This is a genomic window from Microbacterium resistens NBRC 103078 (assembly GCF_001552355.1).
GTDB classification, from domain to species: domain Bacteria; phylum Actinomycetota; class Actinomycetes; order Actinomycetales; family Microbacteriaceae; genus Microbacterium; species Microbacterium resistens.
Map to the genome: position 1 here is coordinate 35342 of NZ_BCRA01000021.1, position 20132 is coordinate 55473.

The window sequence follows — 20132 nt, forward strand, 5'->3', positions numbered from 1 at the left end:
CTCGCGCGCAGAAGCGGGTCGGCTCAGCCGGCCCGCTTCTTCTTCGCCTTCGGCTTCTTCTCCTCGTCGCCGCCGGAGCGCGCCGCGCGGGAGCGCTCGACGCTCGCGCGCAGGGCCTCCATGAGATCGATGACCTCGCCGCCGCCCTCCTCCGGGGCCGCGAAGGTCTCCTCCACCTCGAACGCCTCGCCCTTCTCGATCTTGGCGTCGATGAGGGTGCGCAGCTCCGCCTGGTACTCGTCCACGAACGAGGCCGCGTCGAAGTCGCCGGAGAAGCTGTCGACCAGACTCGCCGAGAGCTCCAGCTCCTTGTCGGAGATCTTCACGTCCTCGTCCAGCGACGGGAAGGCGGCCTCGCGCACCTCGTCCGCCCAGAGCAGGGTCTGGAGCACCAGCACCTTCCCGCGCACGCGCAGCGCCGCCAGCCGCGTCTTCTGCCGCAGCGTGAAGCGCACGATCGCCGTGCGATCCGTCTGCTCCAGCGTCTTGCGCAGGAGCGCGTAGGCCTTCGGGGAGGACGAGTCCGGCTCGAGGTAGTAGGCCTTGTCGTACGTGAGCGGATCCACCTGCTCGGTCGGCACGAACTCCACGACGTCGATCTCGCGGCTGCGCTCGGCGGGGAGCGCGGCGAGGTCGTCCTTGGTCAGCACCACCGTGGTGCCGTCTTCCACGTAGGCGCGATCGATCTCCGAGTACGGGATGACCTGGCCGCACACCTCGCACGTGCGCTGGTACCGGATCCGGCCGCCGTCGGCGTCGTGCACCTGGTGCAGCGGCACGTCGTGGTCCTCGGTCGCCGAGTACACCTTCACCGGCACGTTGACCAGACCGAACGTGAGCGCGCCCTTCCAGATCGTCCTCATGGCACCAGTGAACACCACCGGCGCCGCCGAGGGCGAGGGGCTTGCGGATAGCCTGGGGGCATGGCCAGCGCCGGAGCCGCCGGAACCGAGCAGATCGTGACGATCGGCGGCCGCCGCCTGCGCGTGACCAACCTAGAGAAGGTGGTCTACCCCGAGACCGGGACGACCAAGGGCGAGATCATCGACTACTACGCCCGGATCGCGCCCGTGCTGCTTCCGGCCGTCTCGGGCCGACCCGTCACGCGCAAGCGGTGGGTGGACGGCGTCGGTACGGCCGAGGAGCCCGGGGCCGTCTTCTTCGCCAAGCAGCTCGAGCCCGGCGCGCCGAGCTGGCTCCCGCGTCTTCCCATCGAGCACTCCGGCGGACCGAAGGAGTATCCCCTCATCGAAGAGGTGGCCGCCCTCGTCTGGTGCGCACAGGTCGCCAGCATCGAGCTGCACGTTCCGCAGTGGCGATTCGGCCCGGGCGGCGAGCGCCGTCATCCCGATCGGCTCGTCCTGGATCTGGATCCCGGCCCCGGCGCGGATCTCGCGCAGTGCGCCGAGGTGGCGCGGATCGCGCGCGGCATCCTGGACGGCATGGGACTGGACCTCGTCCCCGTCACCAGCGGCAGCAAGGGCATCCACCTGTACGCGGCCCTCGACGGCGGGCAGACGAGCGATCAGGTCTCCGCCGTCGCCCACGAACTGGCGCGGGCGATCGAGGCGGACCATCCCGACCTCGCCGTCAGCAGCATGGCCAAGGCGGTCCGCGCCGGCAAGGTCTTCATCGACTGGAGCCAGAACAACGCCAAGAAGACCACCATCGCCCCCTACTCGCTCCGCGGCCGGCCACAGCCCTGGGTCGCCGCGCCGCGCACGTGGGAGGAGCTGGACGACCCTGCGCTGCGCCAGCTCTCGTTCACGGAGGTCCTCGACCGGGTCGCCGACGGGATCGACCCCTTCCACGCCCTCGCGCCGACCGAGGAGGACCGCCTCGACGCCTACCGCGCCAAGCGCGATGCCGCGCGCACGCCCGAGCCCGTCCCGGACGCTCGGGCGCGTGGACGGTCTTCGCGCGCGGACGAGGTCCGCGAGGAGCCGACGGCCTCGGGCGGCGAGCGCCGATTCGTGATCCAGGAGCACCACGCCCGGCGCCTGCACTTCGATCTGCGGATCGAGGACGCCGGAGTGCTGGTGAGCTGGGCGGTTCCCAAGGGCGTGCCGCCCACCGCGGAACGCAACCACCTGGCCGTGATGACCGAGCCGCACCCGATCGAGTACCTGACCTTCGCAGGGACCATCCCCGCCGGGGAGTACGGGGCCGGCGAGATGAGCGTCTGGGACACCGGCACGGTCCGCCTGGAGAAATGGCGCGACGACGAGGTGATCGGGACGTTCACCGGTCGCCCCGGCGGACCGCTCGGCGTCGCCCGGCTCGCGCTCATCCGCACCTCCGGCGCAGGAGAGAAGTCGTCCTGGCTGTTGCACCGCATGGTCGACCGCTCCGTGCGCACGGAGAAGCCCCGCCCGCCCGCCCGCCGTGCATCCGCTGCCCCGTCCCGGTCCGGTGCCGCCGCCCCGGTGCCGGAGGGCGACGAGCCCCCCGCGCCCATGCTCGCGGAGCACGGCACACCCGGCACGGCTCGCCGCCTCGGGACGCCGAGCTGGGTGGAGGTCAAGTGGGACGGCATCCGTGCGCTGGGCACATGGACCGGGTCCGGTCGGGGCGAGGACGGCCGGTTCCGACTGCATGCCCGCAGCGGCATAGACATCACCGACCGCTATCCGGAGCTCACCGCGGACGGCGCACCGAGGTTCGCGGTCGCCGACGCCGTCGTCGACGGGGAGATCGTCGCCCTCGACGCCTCCGGACGGCCGAGCTTCGCGCGATTGCAGGCGCGGATGCACCTCACCCGCGGCAGGGAGATCGAACGCGAGGCGGTGCGGACCCCGGTCCGATACCACCTCTTCGATCTCCTTCGGCTGGACGGTCATGACGTCACCCGGCTCCCCCTGCGGGATCGTCGCGAGCTCCTGGAGGGCATCGTCGAGGGCACCGACGACGCGATCGTCCTCCCTCCCGTGTTCGACGATCTCGACGCTGCGCTCGAGGCGAGCGACCGGCTGCGACTGGAAGGCGTGGTCGTCAAGGACGCGGCCTCGGCGTACCTCCCCGGGACGCGCTCATCGCGGTGGCTCAAGATCAAGCACACGCGGACGCAGGAGGCCGTGATCGTCGGCATACGACCCGGGAAGGGCGCGCGGTCGGGGACCATCGGATCGCTGCTGCTCGCGGTGCCCGCGCCGGACACCGAGAGCGGACTGCGCTACATCGGCCGGGTCGGGACGGGGTTCAACGATCGCACGCTGCGCGATCTCCAGCAGCGCCTCGAGCCTCTGCGCATCCCCCGCCGCGCGGTGGACGGCGTCCCCGTCGCCGACGCCGGCGATGCCGTGTGGCTCTCCCCGGACCTCGTCGGCGAGGTGGAGTTCGCCAACTGGACGCCGGACGGCTCGGTCCGTCACGCTCGATGGCGGGGGCTCCGGCCGGACAAGAGCCCCTCGCAGGTCCGGGTCGAGTCCTGATCCCCCGCACGCCCCTCAGGCGTGGGCGGCCTCGCAGTCCTGACGGCCGGCCGGCTCGATCTGGAAGGTCGAGTGCTCCACGTCGAAGTGATCCGCCAAACAGCTCTGCAGCTCCGCGAGGAGAGTGGCGGAGCGCCCCTCCTCCAGCAGCGCCGGGTCGACGGAGACGTGCGCGGTGAAGACGGGCGCGCCGCGCGTGAGCTGCCACACGTGCACGTCGTGCACCCCCGTGACTCCCGGATAGTCCAGCAGATGCGTGCGGATCTCCCCGACGGCGGTCCCCTTCGGCACCGACTCGGCGAGGACGGAGAACACCTCCTTCAGCAGCATGATGGCGCGGGGGATGATCATCGCCGCGATCACCAGCGAGGCCAGGGCGTCGGCGGGCATCCATCCCGTGGTCACGATCACGATCGCCGCGACGATCACGGTGGCGGATCCGATCAGATCCCCCATGACCTCCAGGTAGGCCCCGCGCACGTTGATGCTCGTTCGCTGGGCGGCGCTGAGGAGCCACATCGAGATGGCGTTCGCGATGAGGCCGACCACGGCGACACCGAGCATCAGGGGACCCGCGACCTCGACCTCGGACGGGTTCACCAGGCGCCCGATGCCCTCGACGGCGACGGTGCCGGCGAGCACCAGGAGGATCACGCCGTTGATCAGCGCGCCGAACACCTCGGCGCGCTGATAGCCGAACGTCCGCCGCTCGTCCGCGGGCCGTGCCGCCACGGCGCTCGCGATCAGCGCGATGACCAGCGCGGAGGAGTCCGTGAACATGTGCGCCGCGTCGGCGAGCAGGGCGAGGGAGCCGGTCAGGATGGCACCGACGACCTGGACCACCATGACGGTCGCGGTGAGGGTCAGAGAGATGGCCAGGAGCCGGCGGTGCCCGGCGGAGCGAATGCCGCCGGAAGCCGTGCCGTGGGCGTGCGCGTGATCGTGCATGCCTCCAGGCTAGGACGCGGATGACCCGGTCAGGGGCCGTTTCGCCATGTCGGGAATGGGGATGATTCTCACTTGCCGCGGCGGCGCCGAGCCCTCGTTGCCGACTCCCCTGGCGACGCCGGTCAGAGCGTCGCCAACAGCGGGACGAGCGCGGCGAACGCCCGCGCCCGATGCGACACGGCGTTCTTCTCCTCGGCGGTCCACTGCGCGACCGTTCGCTCTGCGCCCTCGGGCTGCCCGTCCGGGATGAACACCGGGTCGTATCCGAACCCGCCCTCCCCGGCTGCGGCGTGCGCGAGGCGGCCGGGCCATATGCCCTCGACGATGTGCTCGACGGCGTCGGCGTCCGGCACCGGGATGACGAGCGCGATCGTGGAGACGAACTGCGCACGGCGGCGCGGGTCCGGGATGTCGCGGAGCTGGTCCAGCAGGAGGTCGCGGTTGGCGACGGCGTCCTTGCGCTGGCCGGCCCAGTAGGCGGAGAAGGCGCCCGGCGCCCCGCCGAGGGCGTCGACGCAGATGCCCGAGTCGTCGGCGAGCGCCGGGAGACCGGTGTGCGCGGCGGCGGCCCTGGCCTTGATCAGCGCGTTCTCCCGGAAGGTGATGCCGTCCTCGACCGGCTCGGGGCCGTCGTAGCCGATCACGGCGACGTCCGGACGGGACGCGGCGACGATGGCGCCGAACTCCTCGATCTTGTGCGGGTTGTGCGTGGCCAGGACCACGGTGCGGGAGGGCGCGGTCACTCCGCGCCCTCGGCCGGGGCCAGGACCTCGGCCTGGATGTCGCGGAGCCGGGCGCACCCGGCGACGCCGAGGTCCAGCAGCGCATCGAGCTCGCGCTTGTCGAACGGCGCACCCTCGGCCGTCCCCTGCACCTCGACGAACAGCCCCCGGCCGGTCACGACGACGTTCATGTCGGTCTCGGCGCGGACGTCTTCGACGTAGGCCAGGTCCAGCATCGGCTCTCCGTCGATGATGCCCACCGACACCGCGGCCACGGAGTCGTGGAGGACGCGTGACTTCTGTCCGATGAACTTCTTGCGCCGACCCCACTCGATCGCGTCGGCCAGGGCCACGTACGCACCGGTGATCGCGGCGGTGCGCGTGCCGCCGTCGGCCTGGAGGACGTCGCAGTCGATCACGATCGTGTTCTCCCCCAGGGCCTTCGTGTCGACGACCGCCCGAAGCGCGCGGCCGATGAGGCGGGAGATCTCGTGCGTGCGCCCGCCGATGCGGCCCTTCACGCTCTCGCGGTCGTTGCGGTCGTTGGTCGCCCGCGGCAGCATGGCGTACTCGGCCGTGATCCAGCCCTTGCCCTTGCCGGTCAGCCAGCGCGGCACGCCGTTGGTGAACGACGCCGTGCACAGCACCTTCGTGCCGCCGAAGCTGATCAGCGCGGAGCCCTCGGCCTGGGCGCTCCATCCGCGTTCGATCGTGATCGGTCGGAGCTGGTCCACGGAGCGACCGTCGGCGCGGACGATCTCAGCAGGGGCGGTGTCGGTCATGGTTCTCCTCGTTCGGAACGGATCAATCCTGCAGGCGCGCGGCGGCGGGGAGGTCGATGACGCCCGTCTGTACGAGCTGCACGTCGCGCACCTCGCGCCCCATCAGCCGGTTGGCGAGCGCGGTGAAGTCGTCCGCCGAGTCCCCGGTGGCCTCATAGACGTAGCTCGGCTCGGCGTGCCGGTCGGCGAGCAGCTCGCCGCGCAGGAGCTGGCGGTACACGTCCGCGGCCGTCTCGTCGTCGCTGGAGACGAGCGTGACGCCCTCCCCCATCACGTATCCGATGGCGCCGCGCAGGAACGGATAGTGGGTGCAGCCGAGCACGAGGGTGTCGACGTCGGCATCGCGCAGCGGCGCGAGGTACTCCTCGGCGATGGCCAGGAGCTCCGGGGAGTCCGTGATCCCCGCCTCGACGAACTCGACGAAACGGGGGCACGCCGCCGCGAAGACCTCCAGCCGCTCGTTCACCTCGAGCATGTCCTGGTACGCGCGCGACGCGATCGTCCCCACCGTCCCGATGACGCCGATCCGCCCGTTGCGGGTGGTCGACATGGCGCGGCGGACGGCCGGGCCGATCACCTCGACGACCGGCACGTCGTAGCGTTCCCTGGCGTCCCTCAGCATGGCGGCGGACGCGGTGTTGCAGGCGATGACGAGCATCTTGACGCCCTGTTCCACGAGGGTGTCGAGCACCTCGAGGGCGTAGCGGCGCACGTCCGCGATCGGCTTCGGTCCGTACGGCGAGTGCGCGGTGTCACCGATGTAGACGAAGGACTCGCGCGGGAGCTGCGCACGGATGGCCCTGGCCACCGTCAGCCCGCCGACACCGGAGTCGAAGATGCCGATGGGCGCGTCGTTCATGATCCCCCAGCCTAGTCCGCTCCTGCGCGCCGCCTTCGCCGACGACGCCCGTGCCGCCCCTACACTGTGGGGCATGACCGGCTCGAGCGCGCTGAAGACGGACCGCTATGAACTCACGATGCTGGAGGCGTCCCTCCGGGACGGGACCGCGTCCCGCCCGTGCGTGTTCGAGCTGTTCTCCCGACGGCTGTCCGGGGGCCGGCGGTTCGGCGTCGTGGCCGGCACGGGGCGTCTGCTCTCGCTGCTGCGCGACTTCCGCTTCGGCGAGGAGGAGCTGCGCTTCCTCCGCGACGCGAAGGTCCTCGACGCCGAGGCCCTCTCCTACCTGGAGGGATACCGCTTCCGCGGCACGATCCGCGGGTATCGCGAGGGCGAGCTCTACTTCCCCGGTTCGCCGATCCTCACGGTGGAGGGGACCTTCGCGGACGCCGTCATCCTGGAGACGCTGGCGCTGAGCGTGCTCAATCACGACTCCGCCGTCGCCACCGCGGCATCGCGCATGAGCATCGCCGCCGGTGACCGGCCCCTGGCCGAGATGGGATCGCGGCGCGCAGCCGAGGACTCCGCGGTCGCCGCCGCCCGGGCTGCATACATCGCCGGCTTCGGGGCCACGAGCAATCTCGAGGCGGGACGACGCTGGGGGATCCCGACGATGGGGACCGCCGCCCATTCGTGGACCCTTCTGCACGACTCGGAGGAGGACGCCTTCCGCGCGCAGGTGGACGCTCTCGGCACCGAGACGACCCTGCTCGTCGACACGTACGACATCCGCACCGGCGTCGAGACGGCCGTCCGCGTCGCCGGCACCGGCCTGGGCGGCGTCCGGCTCGACTCGGGCGACCTCCCGATCGTGGCCGCGGAGGTCCGCGCCCAGCTGGACGAGCTCGGCGCCACCGGAACGCGGATCACGGTCACGAGCGACCTCGACGAGTACGCCATCGCCGCCCTGGCCGCCTCGCCCGTGGACTCCTACGGCGTCGGGACCTCGGTCGTGACCGGGTCGGGCTACCCCACCGCCAGCATGGTCTACAAGCTCGTCGCCCGCCAGGGATCGGACGGCGGTTGGGTCGCGGTGGCCAAGGCGTCCCAGGACAAGGCCTCTCGCGGCGGACGCAAGGCCGCGTTCCGGATCGTCTCGGACGGTGTGGCCCGGTCGGAGACGGTCGCGGTCTCCGACGGATTCGAGCCGGTGGAGACCGTGCAGCAGCACCCCGACGGGCGCGCGCTCCAGGTCATTCTCGTCGACAACGGCGAGATCGACACCGCCTACGAGGGAGTCGACGGCACCGCGGCCGCGCGCGAGCACCACCTGCGCGTCCGGGAGGAGCTCCCGGTGCGCGCCCTCGCACTGAGCAAGTCCGACCCCGCCATTCCGACCGTCTTCGTCGACGCCGGTTGACCGCGCGTCCGCCCGAGCACGAGGCCCCCGCATCCGGACGGATGCGGGGGCCTCGACGCGTCGGGCGTCAGTTCTGCATGGATTCGTAGATCTCCTTGCAGGTCGGGCACACGGGGAACTTCTCCGGATCGCGACCGGGAGTCCACTTCTTGCCGCACAGCGCCCGCACCGGCTTGCCGGTCAGCGCGGACTCGAGGATCTTGTCCTTCTTGACGTAGTGGGAGAACCGCTCGTGGTCTCCCGGCTCGATCCGCTCCTCCTCGAGGAGCTGTTCGAGTTCGCGGTCGAGGGTGGCGATCCCACCCTGATCGGGGGCATCCAGCGGGGTACTCATAGCGGCGATTCTAGTCGTGCCGAACCGCGGGGGAACCGATCCGTGCGATCCCCGTGCTCACGCCGTCTCCACGAACTCCATCAGGCGCTCTCCGCTGCGCTCGAAGATGCGGGCGCCGATCAGCGCGCCGACCACGAGGACGAACACGCCCGTCGCGAGCCCCGCCCACAGTGCGGGGAACACGGATTGCCCGGGGTCGACCAGGGCGCTCCAGGCCAGCCAGATGGTCGGTGCGCTGAGGACGAGCGCTCCGATCAGCGTTCCGGCCTGCCCCGCCGCACCGCGGGACGCGGAGCGCTGCGGCTGCTGGAACGGGCTGTCGCCGGGCCGGGAGACCGCGTACGGAGCCACCACCGAGGCGATGCTCGACAGTCCCAGCCCGCTGAGCAGCAGACTCGACGAGACGCCGATGAATACGGGGAGCAGGCTCCAGCGTCCGATCACCGCGAGGGTGACGGGGACCGCGATCGCCAGGGCCGGCACGGCGATGAGGAGCACGGGGACCAGGCGGCCGAGACGATCCGGCAGTCCGCGCACCGCGCTGGCCACGTGGGTCCAGAACGCCGTCGAGTCGTAGGCGACGTCGTTGTGGGGGAGCCATCCGAAGAACAGCGCCATCACGGGCACGGGCAGCGCCGCGGCCAGCGCGAGCGGCACTCCCGCCACGAGCAGCGGGACGACGGTGAGGAGCCCCGCGATCGGGACGATGACGACGTTCACGATGTACCGACGGTCCCGCAGCCAGTAGACGAGGCTGCGCGCGGCGACGGCGCCGAAGGCGTTCGAGGGCAGCAGGGCGAACCAGCCGAGGCCCGGGCGCTCGCGGACCGCCGTGGCCCGATCGGCCCGGGTGAGCGCGCGGTGGACCAGCGCGGTCCAGGCGACGCCGATGCCCGCGACGGTCGCGACCGCGACGACGCCGGCGACCCACGCGCCCGCGACGTCCCCCGCCGCGGCGAGGAACGGGAGAGCGACCGCGGCGCCGAGCGGCGTGAATCCGAGGACGTCGGCGGTCGTGTGCAGCGCTCCCGGCACAGCGCCGTCCCACCGCAGCGACGCGACGAAGACCCCGACCGGAACGGCCACGACGACGATCGCCAGGGCGAAGAGGGCGGTCAGCTCCCGTGAGCGGCGCTCGGGGAGGATCAACGCGCTCAGCGCCATACCGACGCGCGCGGCCAGGACGGCGGTGACGAACGCCAGGAGGGCCCCCGCGACAGCGAGATACCACGCAGCACCGAGCGAGACGGCCGCGAAGGCGACCGCCACGTCGACCGCCAGCAGCGCCGCGGACGGGACGCTGACCACCGAGGCCGCCGCGAGGATCGCCGGCATCCTCTTCTCGTCGACGCCGAACACCGCGAACCGGCGGGGGTCGAGCTGATCGACCGTCCCCGCGAGAGCCGGGGCGAGGAAGTACCCGAGCACGATCGCGGATCCGCCCAGGACCACGACGGTGCGCGCCGAGTTGGGCGTGCTCTCGCCCAGACTCGTCACAGCCAGCACCGTGACGAGCGTCGCGGCGGCTGTCAGCAGGAATCCGACGACGGAGCGGATGACGCGTTCCCGGTCGCCGCGCAGAGCGCCGACCAGGAGCATCAGCCTCAGTCGGAGAACGTGTGCAACCACTCCAGCCCCTCCACCTCGGCGATCCCGCCCGACAGCTCCACGAACCGCTGCTCGAGCGTCTGGCCCGCGCGCACCTCGTCCACCGTGCCCTCCGCGAGCACCTCTCCCCCGACGATGATGGCGATGCGCGAGCAGACCTGCTCCACCAGGTCCATGCCGTGGCTGGAGAGGATCACCGTGCCGCCATGCGCCACGTAAGCGCGCAGGATGTCCAGGATGACCCCGGAGGAGACCGGGTCGACCGACTCGAAGGGCTCGTCCAGCACGAGGACGCGGGGCGAGTGGATCATCGCTCCCGCGAGCATGATCTTCTTCGTCATGCCGGCGGAGTAGTCCGAGACCACTCGGCTGAGCGCACCCGTGAGATCGAACGCGCGGGCGAGATCGACCGTGCGCGCTTCGACGACGTCGGCGCTCAGGCCGCGCAGGAGTCCGTAGTAGTGCAGGAGCTGGCGACCCGTGAGGCGGTCGAACGTGCGCAGCCGGTCCGGCAGAACCCCCATGAGCTTCTTCGCGCCGCGGGGGTCCTCCGCACGATCGACGCCGCACACCCGGACCGTCCCGGAGTCCCCGCTGAGAAGACCTGCGACGATCGAGAGGGTCGTCGTCTTGCCAGCGCCGTTCGGCCCGACGATCCCGTAGAACGATCCCGACGGAACGGTGAGGCTGATGCCGTCCACCGCGCGGGAATCCCCGAACGACTTCACGAGGTCACGGATCACGAGGGCATGCTCGGAGCCGTCGTCGGGATCCGGCAGCGAGGACACCACGACGGCGGGCGCGTCCTCGCCGCCGGTCTCCGCGCCGTCGTCGTCCGTCGTCGGGCCCTCCGCCGCGGTGCCTGCGCCGTCCGCATCGGCGGCGGCCTCGCCGTCCTCGGGGGCTCCGTCCGTCGCGGTCGCCGCCGTGTCCTCGTCTGTCGCGGGCGATTCGTCCTGGGCCACGGCGCCGGCCGTCTCCGGGTGCGCCGCCTCCTCCGGCGCCGCGGGCTCGGCCGCCTGCCCCTCCGCCTCCGGCTCCGGCTCCGGCTCCGGCACGACGGTCTCCCTCGCCGACGCTGCGACGTTCTCCGCGTCGCTCCCGGACGGCGCGCTCGAGGGATCCTGCGACGCGGCGTGTGTCATCCCGGCCACGTCCTCGGCGACGGCCGATTCCGTCGGACGTGCGGGAGCGCCCACCTCGGCCAGGTCCGCGGCCGCCGCCGCGCGCGACGCCGGGGACTTCCTCGCGGGGCTCGCCTTCGCCGGAGCCTTCCGCGCGGGCGCGGTCTTCTTCGCCGGTGTCGTGCGCCCGGTCGTTCCCTTCGACGCGGACGAGGTCTTGCGGACCGGGGCCGGCTGGTCCGGTGCCGACGCGGCATCAGGGGCGGTCTCGGCGCGCACCGGGGCCGCCGCCGCCGTCTTCCGGACGGTCGTCGACTTCTTCGCCGCCGTCGTCTTCGTCGTCTTCTTCGCGGTCGCCGGCTTCTTGGTCGTCGCGGGCTTCCCGGACGCCGCCGGCTTCTCTGCGGTCGCCGCGGATCCGGCGTCGGCCACGGCCTCGGAGACCGGCGCGGCGTCGGCCTTCTTCTTCGCCGTCGGGGACCGTCTCCCCGTGGGCGCGGGCGCCGGAGAGGACGCCTTCACCGCAGCCACCTTCGCCGCGGCGTCCTCCGCCTCTCGGGCCTTGGCCTCGGCTTTCGCCGCCTCCGCCTTCTCCGCCGCCGCTCTCGCCGCAGCGGTCCGCGCCGCCGCCGTGCTCGCCGCCGTCCGCTTCGTCTCACTCGTCCGCGCCGCCGAGCCCCGCGCGGCCGCGCGGATCTGGGCCGCCTTCGCTCGCTCCGCAGCGCTCACGCCGGAGCGGGCCGTCCCGGTGCGCTTGGTCGTCTTCTTGGCCGAACCCGCCGCCGCCGCGGAACCGGGCGACGCCGTCTCCGCGTTCGCAGTCGTCGGGGTCTCGTCATCGGACACGGGATCAGGCGGTGCGGGGCTCACCCCCACACGGTATCAATCGGCGCGGGCTCGTACGGGAGGCGATCCGCGAATTCCCTGCTGCCGCGTAACATCGTGCTCGGACAGACGCGTCGTCACGCCGCCCGTGTTCCTGGGAACGACCCGTGCAGTCGATCACGAAACGGCAACGGGCCTGCGCTTTCCCTGGGATTCCCAGGCGCGGTCACTAGCATGAACGACGGCACGAAGGAGTGTCTTGCCGGTTAACCAACCGTGAACACACGTAACAGGAGCAGTTCTGTGACTCTTCAGACCATCATTCTCGCCGCGGGCATGGGCTCGCGTCTCGGCCGTTCGCTGCCGAAGCCGTTGACGCCGCTCGCCGACGGGCGTTCGATCATGCAGCAGCAGCATGACAACATCCGGGCCGCGTTCGGTCGCGACGTGCGGCTGACGACGGTCGTCGGCTACCGCGCGGAGACGGTCATCGAGGCCTTCCCCCACGTGAACTACGTGCATAACGAGCGCTACGACGAGACCAACACCTCCAAGAGCCTGCTGCGCGGCCTCGCCGCGACGGGACGCAGCGGCGTCCTCTGGATGAACGGCGATGTGGTCTTCGACCCGCGCGTCCTCGGCCGCGCGATCGAGCTGATCGAGCGCGACCAGTCCTTCGTCACCGTCAACACCGCGAAGGTCAGCGACGAGGAGGTCAAGTACACCGTCAGCGCCGAGGGGTACATCAAGGAGCTCTCGAAGACGGTGGTCGGCGGCATCGGCGAGGCGGTGGGCATCAACTACATCTCCGCCGCGCACAAGCCCGCGTTCATGCGTCAGCTCCAGCGCGTCGACGACCAGGACTACTTCGAGCGCGGTCTCGAGCTGGCGATCGCCGAGAACGGAGTCCTCCTGGAGCCCATGGACATCTCGGACCTCTACGCGGTCGAGGTCGACTTCGCCGAGGATCTCGAGCGCGCGAACCTGTTCGTGTGACGCGGCGCAGCCCGCGCACCGTCGGAAGGGCCGTCCCGATCGGGACGGCCCTTCTGCGCTCCTCCGGCGCCGCCTCCGCGTTCACGGGCTTGCGGGTTCCTCCCGGATCCCGACCGTAGGATCGTCGCATGGCTGGCAAGGTGCATCGGATCCACTCCCTTCCGGAGGACGCCCCCTGGGACACCGGGCTGCCGCCGTCGGGCTCCGCGGAGCACCCGCTGGTGGTCCGCGGGATCGACCGCGTCCTCGCGGTCCAGCGGCCGCTCGTCCTTGCGCACATCCGCAGCATCCGCCTGCGCCACCCCGAGGCCACTCCCGCCCAGATCGTGCGCTCGCTGGAGCGCCGCTACCTGGCCGCGGTCACGACCGGCGGGGCGGCCGTCGGGGCGACCGCGGTCATCCCCGGCATCACGACCGGGGTCACCCTCGCCCTGTCGGGCGTCGAGACCGTGGGATTCGTCGAGTCGACCGCCCTGTTCGCGCAGTCGGTCGCCGAGGTCCACGGGATCTCCGTCACCGACCCGGATCGCGCTCGCGCCCTCGTCATGACGCTCATGCTCGGGAAAGAGGGCGTGGATCTGGTGGCCCAGCTCGCCGGGCAGGCCGCGGGCAAGGGCACGTCACGTCCGGCGTACTGGGGCGAGCTGGTGACGAAGACACTGCCGCGCGCGGCGGTGGGGCCCCTCGTCGACCGGTTGAAATCGATGTTCGTCAAGCACTTCGCGGCGGCGGGCGGCGCTTCCTTCCTCGGCAAGGCGCTCCCGTTCGGGGTCGGAGCCGCCGTCGGCGGGGCCGGCAACAACATTCTCGGCAGGCGCGTCCTGGTGGCCTCTCGGCGCGCCTTCGGCGTCGCCCCGGCGACGCTTCCGGCGGAGCTCGAGCCGGTCCCCGGGGCACAGCGCGTCGAGGCGAGGATCAAGCGCGGCGCGATGCTCGCCGGCACCGCCGTCGCGGGCGCCGCCGGCTCCGCGGCGCGTGGCGCGGGCTGGATCGGACGCAAGGCGATCGGCGTCGTCCGCCGGGAGCGCGACGGACGGACCGAGGAGCTCGGCACCGGCGACTGAGGCCCTCCTCCTGCACCGCCCTCGGTCCTCGCGGAGTTTCCACAGCCGCCGTCGGAGCCGGCTGCGGGACGGGGGTGGCGTCCGTGCCCCTGCCTAGCATCGGGTCATGCCTCCGAGCTCGTGCGATCAGTCTCCGCCGCCGGCCTACGCCGTGCCGTGGGACGTGGACCGCCGTGACCGACTCCACCCGGTCATCACGAACCTCTCGACCGCGGCGGATTTCGTCCGCGTCTTCGCCAGTTCCCCGGCCGGCCCGCAGCAGACGCAGCTCTGGGGGCGCGTCCGACCCGGGCAACAGTTGGAGATCTGCCTCTGCGAGGCCGATGTCGACGACACCGTGCTCACCCTGGCCTGGTTCCGTCCGTCGGATGGGCTCGAGTACGTCTGGCGCTTCGTGGTGTGATCCGGTCTCAGACGGCGTGCCGCGCGCGCAGCTCGCGTCGGAAGTCGGCCTCGGAGTACGGACGGATATCGTCGGGCAGGTCCTCGGCGCTCAGACCCTCCAGGAAGCGGGTCGGCGGCACCTCGAGGGCGGTGGCGAGCTGGATGAGGACGAAGAGCGTAGGGTTGCCCTCTCCGCCTTCGATGCGGGCCAGATGCGAGACGTCGAGGTCGGCTCGGGCGGCCAGCTTCACACGGCTCAGTGCCGCCTGGGCACGGAGCTCCCGGACGAGTCGCCCGACGCGTTCGGACGCACGAGAGCGCGGTTCTTTCATGCGTCAAGCATCTGTGCGCGGCCTGCTCCGATGCGAAGGTTATAGACGTGAGGTTTTATACCATCATACGGGTGCGCACCCCGTCATCGCGGACGGCGCATTCAGAGCCCCAGCTCGTCCTCCTCGTCCGCCTCCTCGCCTTCGTCGTCGGCATCGGGCCGATCCGCCTCGCGAGCGTGCCAGGCGTCCCATTCGGCGAGCAGTCGCTCGATGCCCGCGTGGAACTTGGCCGTCGCGACGCCCGGGGAGGTGTCCCCGAAGTAGTGCCGCACCCACGTCTGCAGGCGTTCGATGGCCTCCTGGTCGTCCTGAACCCGCGAGACCTCGTCGACGATGGTCCGGGCGCCGTCCGTCGTGAGCCACTCGCACGCGGACAGGTAGCCCCCGGCATCGATGGCCGCGCGCTCGTCGGCCGGGCGCGTGATCAGCAGCGGGCGCCCCGCCGCCAGCCGGTCGTACACCATGGCGGAGATGTCGACGACGGCGACGTCCGCTGCGGCGAGCTGCCAACCGAGATCGGGGCCGTCGTCGTAGACGTGGTGAGCGGCGGGGTCCGCCGTGTTCGCCGCCGCGATCGCCTCGATGATCCGCCGGTTCGCCGCGCCGTACTCGGCGTCGACGACACCGCTGCGCGGATGCGGACGGTAGATCACCCGATGGCGGCCCGTCGCGAGCAGGGCGGCGACGAGCGTCTCGCCGTGCGTGCGGACGGACCCGTAGTGAGCCGCAGGGCGATCCCCCTCCCAGGTCGGCGCATAGAGGACCACGGTCCGATCGTCGGGCGTGTACGGCAACGCCCCCGAGTAGTGGTCGGCCTGAGGACGCCCGATCTCGATCGTGCGCGCGTCGACGTCGTAGTCCCACAGCACGCGGGACAGTCGGTCCCTCGCCGCTTGGCCGGCCACCATCGCGTAGTCGTAGGCCTTGTACTGGTTGGTGGTCATGTACATCTTGTCGGACTCACCGTGGTTGATGAAGACGTGCCACCGTCGGCCGTACCGGAACATCTGGAAGTTGCGCGTGTTCTGGTTCACGTACAGGACGACGCGGATGTCCTGCGTGGCGAGATAGCGTTCGAGGTCACGGACCGTGGGGACGAACGCGACCGGTGGCGCGTCCTCCGCGAGAAGCGCCTCGGCCCCGGCCGCGGATCGGGCGAGCACGACGACGGGTCGGGTCTTCGCGAGCTCCGCCAGCGGCCGGTACCACTGCCGCATCTGGTACATGTTCACGGCACCGTCGGCGAAGTACACGGCGACCTGGTAGGCGCCCTCGGGGTGCTCCGGCATCGCCGCGATGGTGCGGCGGACCCTCTGCACGGCGGATCGGGACGCGAGCGCCCGGCGGAGGAGGCGGTACGCCTTGCGGGCATCGGACACGACAGGCATTCCTCCAGGGTACCGAGCGGGGATGGGGCGCCCCTGCACGGCAGGGGTCGCGCCCCACGCTCGCCGCCCGCCCGGCCCGGCCTGCGGCGCCGTTCACGTCGGCCGTGAAAGGATCGGAGCGTGACCGCGCACGACGACTCCTCCCCGACCGGGGTCTCTTTCGTCATGCCCGTGCTCAACGAGCGGGACTACCTCGAACATGCCGTCGCCTCCGTGCTCGCCCAGGACGTCGACGGGCCCATGGAGCTGGTGCTGGCTCTCGGGCCGTCCACCGACGGCACCACGCCGCTGGCTCATCGCCTCGCGGAGGAAGAGCCCCGGCTTCGCATCGTGGACAATCCCGCCGCGCACATCCCCGTCGGCCTGAACGCCGCGATCCGCGCCAGCCGCTTTCCGACGATCGTGCGGGTGGACGCGCACTCCGAGCTCGCCCCGGGGTACACCCGACGCGCCCTCGAGACCCTGAGGCGAACGGACGCCGCGAACGTCGGCGGTGTCATGCGCGCCGACGGGCGGACCCCCTTCCAGAGCGCCGTGGCGCGGGCGTACAACTCCCCCGTCGGCCTGGGCGGCGGGGCGTACCACGGCGGCACGCGCGAGGGCGAGGCTGAATCCGCCTACCTCGGGGTGATGCGCCGGGAGGTGCTCGACGAGGTCGGTCTGTTCGACGAGTCCATCCGGCGGGGAGAGGACTGGGAGCTCAACCTCCGCATCCGCCGCGCCGGACACCGTGTGTGGTTCGACCCGGAGCTGGCGGTCACGTACTGGCCGCGGGAGAGCTGGGCTCGCCTCGCCCGGCAGTTCCGCGCGACGGGGGCATGGCGAGGGGAACTCGTCCGCCGGTACGGCCGTCGCAACGGGGTCCGCTTCTTCGCCCCTCCGATCCTGGTCCTCGATCTCGCGCTGGCGGTGATCGTCGCCGTTCTGCAGCTCACCGGGGCGCTCTCGGGCATGGCGAGTCTGCTCGCATCCGTGGTGTACCTGCCCCTGGCGGTCTACGTGCTCCTGGTCGTCGGAATGGCGGTGGCCCCGGGACGCCCGACCGATCCGCCACGCAGCTTCCGGGAACGGCTGTGGACGCTCGCCGTCCTGCCCACCATGCACCTGTCCTGGGGCCTCGGCTTCCTCGGGGGCGTCCTCCGCGGTGCCCGCGGCACCGTGGACGCTTCACGCCTCGGCACCCGCAACACCCCGCTGCCCTGATCCTCCCCGCCCGGGATCAGATCTGCACGAATCCGAGGTCGAGCAGGCGCGAGACCACTCGCGCCGCAGCCGCGCCGTCGTCACGGGCGTTGAACTGCGCGCGCCACGTCACGTACTGCTCGGCGTGCCGGGCCACGGAGCCCAGGTCAGCGAGCGCGGCGACGAGCTCGGCCTGGGTCCGGACCAGCGGCCCGGGCGCTCGTGCGGCGAGGTCGAAGTAGAAGCCCCGGAGCTCCCCGCGGTAGTGCTCCAGGTCGGGGACGAGGAAGTACATCGGCTTACCGGTCACGCTGAAGTCGAACATCACCGACGAGTAGTCGGTGATGAGGGCGTCCGCGGCCAGCAGCAGGTCCGAGGTGTCCGGATACCCGGTGACGTCGACGACCCGCGCCCCGTTGCGGTCCCGGCCCGGCCGGATGGTGCGGGAGTGCCCGCGGACGAGCACCACGGAGTCCGTCTGCTCGGCGAGCGCCTCCGGATCGACGAAGTCGACCATCTCCGCCCGGTCGTCCCGCCACGTCGGGGCGTAGAGCAGGACGTTCTCGTCCTCGTCGATGCCGAGGGCACGGCGCACAGCGTCCCGGTCCCCGGTGACGAGCGCGTCATTGCGAGGATAGCCGTCGACCCAGATCGGGCGCCGGAGGAACGCATACGCCTTGCGGAGCACGCGAGCGGCGTAGGGGTTCTGCGCGAGCAGGACGTCCCAGCGACGCGCCTCGCGGAGCACGGCCAGCATGCGCCGCGGATGGAATCCGGGGCGGTGAAGGGCCAGGCGCTTGAGCGGCGTGCCGTGCCAGGTCTGCAGCACGCGCTGCCCGTCCTTGCGCACGAACCGGCGCCGGAGCCAGTCGTTGACCACGAGCAGACGTGAGGCGCCGCGCGCGCGCCACCACTCGGGCGATCCCTCGACGACGGGGATCGCGCCGGCGGGCACGGGCACCGACAGGTCGACGACGCTCCAGTACCGGGTGACGCCCGGGGCGCGGACCGCCAGCTCGCGGTCGATCGCGCCGGGGTTGCACCCGGTGCTCTGCCCGTAGAAGCTCTCGAAGAAGACGGCGTTCTCCGTGCCGCCCGGCTGCGCCGCGTAGCGGCCTTCCAGCACCGCCTGCCCCTCGGCGGTCTCGTGCACGGGGTCCACCGGCGCACCGATGCGCACGAGAGGGCCCTTCACCGACACCCGGAGGATGGGCAGCAGGGTGACCGCGAGGTCCAGTGCGTCCAGGTCGACACCGTCCACCGTCAGCGCGTAGTCCCCCGACGGCAGCGGCAGGGCGGGCCCGCCCCAGCGCGCGATGCGGAGCGGGAACACGGCCTTCCAGGTCTTCCCTCCCCCGGTGATCCTCGCGGCCGTCCTGGCGCGCGCGCCGACGAGGTCCGCGGACGCGGGCCGGTTCCCGGTGCCGGAGACGACGAGCGTCTCCTTCTCCTCGTCGATGAGGACGCTGGTCATGCGGATCCCTTCCGTGCGGGCGCAGAAGTCCCCATCGTACGCGGGGCGAGGGCCCGGATCGCCCGGTAGACCCGTTCGGCGTTGCGGCCGTCGCGGTACGCGTGCATCTCCGCGCTGACCGCGGCCGAGCGGCGACGGCGGGCGGCGTGCTCCTCGGGGTCGGCGAGGACACGACGCAGCTGCGCCGACGCGGTGGCCCAGTCCCGCGCGAAGTCGTCGCCGGCCAGTTCCCGGTAGGAGCCGTAGAAGCCGCGGGTCCGGGCGTAGTCCTCGGGATCGGGTGCCAGATACACCACGGGCATCCCGAGCAGTCCCACATCGTACGCGAGCGAGGAGTAGTCCGTGACGAGGACGTCGATCGACGCCAGCACCGGCGTCACGTCCGCGAGGACGTCCGCACCGAGCGCACGGACCCGGTCCGTGGGGAACGGCGGCCGGTACACACCCGCGCCGAGCGGGTGGGAGCGGACGATCAGCACCGCGTTCTCGTCCCGCAGCACCTGCTCGATGTGCGCCCACTCCGCCTCGTCGGGGACCGCGGGGTCCGCGGCCCCGTCCCGCCACGTCGGCGCATAGAGGATCGTGCGCGCCCCGTCGGGGAGCCGCCCGATCGCCGCGTCACGGAGTGCGGCGGCCGACGCACGGCGCTCCTCGGGGTCGCCGTGCGAGAGGACGTCCACACGGGGTTCGCCGGTCACGAGCACCTGCTCCACCCCGAGCCCGAAGGCGGACTCCAAGCGCCCACGCGCGCGTTCGGAGGCGGCGGGAAGGACCCGGATCCGCCGCACCGACTCGCGGTACAGCACTCCCAGCAGCCGTGGGAGCAGCCGGGAGCGCGGGAGGAACGCGCTCTGCACGGTCGCCGGGGAGTCCAGGCCGATGCGCTTGAGCGGGATGCCGTGCCAGAGCTGCACGACGAACGCCCCCGAGGACGCGTAGCGGTTCACGTCGCCGAGGCCATGGGTGACGACGACGACGCCCGCGCGGGCCGTCGCCCACCATCCGCGGATGCCGCCCTTGCGCGCGGTGCGGATCCCGTGCGCCGCGGCCTCGCGATCCTCACGGTCCGATGAGGTGAGCCACAGCGGATCCACGCCATGCGCGCGGGCCACGCGCCACAGGGCGAGCGCGCCGTCCCCGATCCCCGCCCCGCAGCCGATCACCCATCCCCCGCTGCGCGGGATCACCAGGTTCGCCAGGCGTCCCGCGGCGTACAGCGGCGCGCGCAGCAGCTTGCCGGCGTTGCCCGTGCGGAAGGAGAAGGACGCCACCCCGCGAGC

Annotated in this window: 18 protein-coding genes; 6 read left to right on the forward strand and 12 right to left on the reverse strand. The window is 71.9% G+C overall.

The genetic code is table 11. The features are described from left to right. Window positions 1-23: 23 nt before the first annotated feature. Complete coding sequence (gene ku / locus MR1_RS04660) at window positions 24-863, reverse strand: non-homologous end joining protein Ku (protein WP_067243514.1); 840 nt, start codon at window positions 861-863, stop codon at window positions 24-26. A 60-nt stretch (window positions 864-923) separates the two neighbouring features. On the opposite strand from ku, the gene MR1_RS04665 reads away from it, so the two are divergent. Next, a complete protein-coding gene (locus MR1_RS04665; RefSeq protein WP_067243515.1) occupies window positions 924-3431 on the forward strand; it encodes an ATP-dependent DNA ligase in 2508 nt (835 codons plus the stop codon). A 15-nt stretch (window positions 3432-3446) separates the two neighbouring features. On the opposite strand, the gene MR1_RS04670 is transcribed toward MR1_RS04665, so the two are convergent. The 4 genes from MR1_RS04670 to murI form a co-directional block, all read right to left on the reverse strand. Beyond that, window positions 3447-4379 carry a cation diffusion facilitator family transporter gene (locus MR1_RS04670; protein ID WP_067243516.1) on the reverse strand — a complete coding sequence of 311 codons (933 nt, stop codon included), beginning with the start codon at window positions 4377-4379 and terminating at the stop codon, window positions 3447-3449. 122 nt (window positions 4380-4501) lie between these two features. Further along, on the reverse strand, window positions 4502-5122 hold the full coding sequence (rdgB, locus tag MR1_RS04675) for an RdgB/HAM1 family non-canonical purine NTP pyrophosphatase (RefSeq protein ID WP_067243517.1): 621 nt from the start codon (window positions 5120-5122) through the stop codon (window positions 4502-4504). Continuing rightward, window positions 5119-5883: a ribonuclease PH gene (gene rph, locus MR1_RS04680; protein WP_067243518.1), complete on the reverse strand. Its 765-nt coding sequence runs from the start codon at window positions 5881-5883 to the stop codon at window positions 5119-5121. Before rph ends, rdgB begins: the two co-directional genes overlap by 4 nt. A 22-nt stretch (window positions 5884-5905) precedes the next feature. Continuing rightward, a complete protein-coding gene (murI, locus tag MR1_RS04685; RefSeq protein ID WP_067243519.1) occupies window positions 5906-6742 on the reverse strand; it encodes a glutamate racemase in 837 nt (278 codons plus the stop codon). A gap of 73 nt (window positions 6743-6815) precedes the next feature. Between murI and MR1_RS04690 the strand changes: the two genes are divergently transcribed. Beyond that, window positions 6816-8141, forward strand: coding sequence for a nicotinate phosphoribosyltransferase (locus MR1_RS04690; RefSeq protein ID WP_067243520.1), 1326 nt, complete (start codon window positions 6816-6818; stop codon window positions 8139-8141). A 67-nt stretch (window positions 8142-8208) separates the two neighbouring features. On the opposite strand, the gene MR1_RS04695 is transcribed toward MR1_RS04690, so the two are convergent. Genes MR1_RS04695 through MR1_RS20490 form a run of 3 tightly spaced genes read right to left on the reverse strand, consistent with a single transcriptional unit; the run spans window position 8209 to window position 12077 of the window. Further along, window positions 8209-8475 carry a DUF3039 domain-containing protein gene (locus MR1_RS04695; RefSeq protein WP_067243521.1) on the reverse strand — a complete coding sequence of 89 codons (267 nt, stop codon included), beginning with the start codon at window positions 8473-8475 and terminating at the stop codon, window positions 8209-8211. A 57-nt stretch (window positions 8476-8532) separates the two neighbouring features. Then, window positions 8533-10104 (reverse strand): hypothetical protein, encoded by a 1572-nt coding sequence (locus MR1_RS04700; protein ID WP_067243522.1) that lies wholly within the window; start codon window positions 10102-10104, stop codon window positions 8533-8535. Next, the gene (locus MR1_RS20490) at window positions 10080-12077 is read right to left on the reverse strand and encodes an ATP-binding cassette domain-containing protein (RefSeq protein ID WP_255218092.1); all 1998 of its coding nucleotides are present in this window, start codon (window positions 12075-12077) and stop codon (window positions 10080-10082) included. Before MR1_RS20490 ends, MR1_RS04700 begins: the two co-directional genes overlap by 25 nt. A gap of 258 nt (window positions 12078-12335) precedes the next feature. Between MR1_RS20490 and MR1_RS04710 the strand changes: the two genes are divergently transcribed. The 3 genes from MR1_RS04710 to MR1_RS04720 all read left to right on the forward strand — a co-directional run bounded on the left by MR1_RS04710 (window position 12336) and on the right by MR1_RS04720 (window position 14495). After that, window positions 12336-13028, forward strand: a complete 693-nt coding sequence (locus MR1_RS04710) for a phosphocholine cytidylyltransferase family protein (protein WP_067243523.1) — start codon at window positions 12336-12338, stop codon at window positions 13026-13028. 128 nt (window positions 13029-13156) lie between these two features. Next, window positions 13157-14092 carry a hypothetical protein gene (locus MR1_RS04715; protein WP_067243524.1) on the forward strand — a complete coding sequence of 312 codons (936 nt, stop codon included), beginning with the start codon at window positions 13157-13159 and terminating at the stop codon, window positions 14090-14092. A gap of 106 nt (window positions 14093-14198) precedes the next feature. Continuing rightward, window positions 14199-14495, forward strand: coding sequence for a hypothetical protein (locus MR1_RS04720; protein WP_067243525.1), 297 nt, complete (start codon window positions 14199-14201; stop codon window positions 14493-14495). A gap of 7 nt (window positions 14496-14502) precedes the next feature. Here MR1_RS04720 and MR1_RS04725 read toward each other — a convergent pair whose 3' ends face one another. Further along, window positions 14503-14808, reverse strand: coding sequence for a helix-turn-helix domain-containing protein (locus MR1_RS04725; protein ID WP_067243526.1), 306 nt, complete (start codon window positions 14806-14808; stop codon window positions 14503-14505). Window positions 14809-14909: 101 nt separating this feature from the next. Further along, window positions 14910-16196: a CDP-glycerol glycerophosphotransferase family protein gene (locus MR1_RS04730; protein WP_067243527.1), complete on the reverse strand. Its 1287-nt coding sequence runs from the start codon at window positions 16194-16196 to the stop codon at window positions 14910-14912. Window positions 16197-16361: 165 nt separating this feature from the next. On the opposite strand from MR1_RS04730, the gene MR1_RS04735 reads away from it, so the two are divergent. Then, complete coding sequence (locus MR1_RS04735; protein WP_067243544.1) at window positions 16362-17399, forward strand: glycosyltransferase family 2 protein; 1038 nt, start codon at window positions 16362-16364, stop codon at window positions 17397-17399. A 16-nt stretch (window positions 17400-17415) separates the two neighbouring features. Here the strand turns inward: MR1_RS04735 and MR1_RS04740 are convergent, their stop codons facing one another. Next, window positions 17416-18852, reverse strand: a complete 1437-nt coding sequence (locus MR1_RS04740; RefSeq protein ID WP_067243528.1) for a CDP-glycerol glycerophosphotransferase family protein — start codon at window positions 18850-18852, stop codon at window positions 17416-17418. After that, window positions 18849-20123: a CDP-glycerol glycerophosphotransferase family protein gene (locus MR1_RS04745; RefSeq protein WP_067243529.1), complete on the reverse strand. Its 1275-nt coding sequence runs from the start codon at window positions 20121-20123 to the stop codon at window positions 18849-18851. Before MR1_RS04745 ends, MR1_RS04740 begins: the two co-directional genes overlap by 4 nt. Window positions 20124-20132: the final 9 nt, after the last annotated feature.

Bases quoted from the DNA above. Each gene is read 5' to 3' on its own strand.
- ku (WP_067243514.1), bottom strand. From the start codon at position 863: ATGAGGACGATCTGGAAGGGCGCGCTCACGTTCGGTCTGGTCAACGTG.
- MR1_RS04665 (WP_067243515.1), top strand. From the start codon at position 924: ATGGCCAGCGCCGGAGCCGCCGGAACCGAGCAGATCGTGACGATCGGC.
- MR1_RS04670 (WP_067243516.1), bottom strand. From the start codon at position 4,379: ATGCACGATCACGCGCACGCCCACGGCACGGCTTCCGGCGGCATTCGC.
- rph (WP_067243518.1), bottom strand. From the start codon at position 5,883: ATGACCGACACCGCCCCTGCTGAGATCGTCCGCGCCGACGGTCGCTCC.
- murI (WP_067243519.1), bottom strand. From the start codon at position 6,742: ATGAACGACGCGCCCATCGGCATCTTCGACTCCGGTGTCGGCGGGCTG.
- MR1_RS04690 (WP_067243520.1), top strand. From the start codon at position 6,816: ATGACCGGCTCGAGCGCGCTGAAGACGGACCGCTATGAACTCACGATG.
- MR1_RS04695 (WP_067243521.1), bottom strand. From the start codon at position 8,475: ATGAGTACCCCGCTGGATGCCCCCGATCAGGGTGGGATCGCCACCCTC.
- MR1_RS04715 (WP_067243524.1), top strand. From the start codon at position 13,157: ATGGCTGGCAAGGTGCATCGGATCCACTCCCTTCCGGAGGACGCCCCC.
- MR1_RS04720 (WP_067243525.1), top strand. From the start codon at position 14,199: ATGCCTCCGAGCTCGTGCGATCAGTCTCCGCCGCCGGCCTACGCCGTG.
- MR1_RS04725 (WP_067243526.1), bottom strand. From the start codon at position 14,808: ATGAAAGAACCGCGCTCTCGTGCGTCCGAACGCGTCGGGCGACTCGTC.
- MR1_RS04730 (WP_067243527.1), bottom strand. From the start codon at position 16,196: ATGCCTGTCGTGTCCGATGCCCGCAAGGCGTACCGCCTCCTCCGCCGG.
- MR1_RS04735 (WP_067243544.1), top strand. From the start codon at position 16,362: ATGCCCGTGCTCAACGAGCGGGACTACCTCGAACATGCCGTCGCCTCC.
- MR1_RS04740 (WP_067243528.1), bottom strand. From the start codon at position 18,852: ATGACCAGCGTCCTCATCGACGAGGAGAAGGAGACGCTCGTCGTCTCC.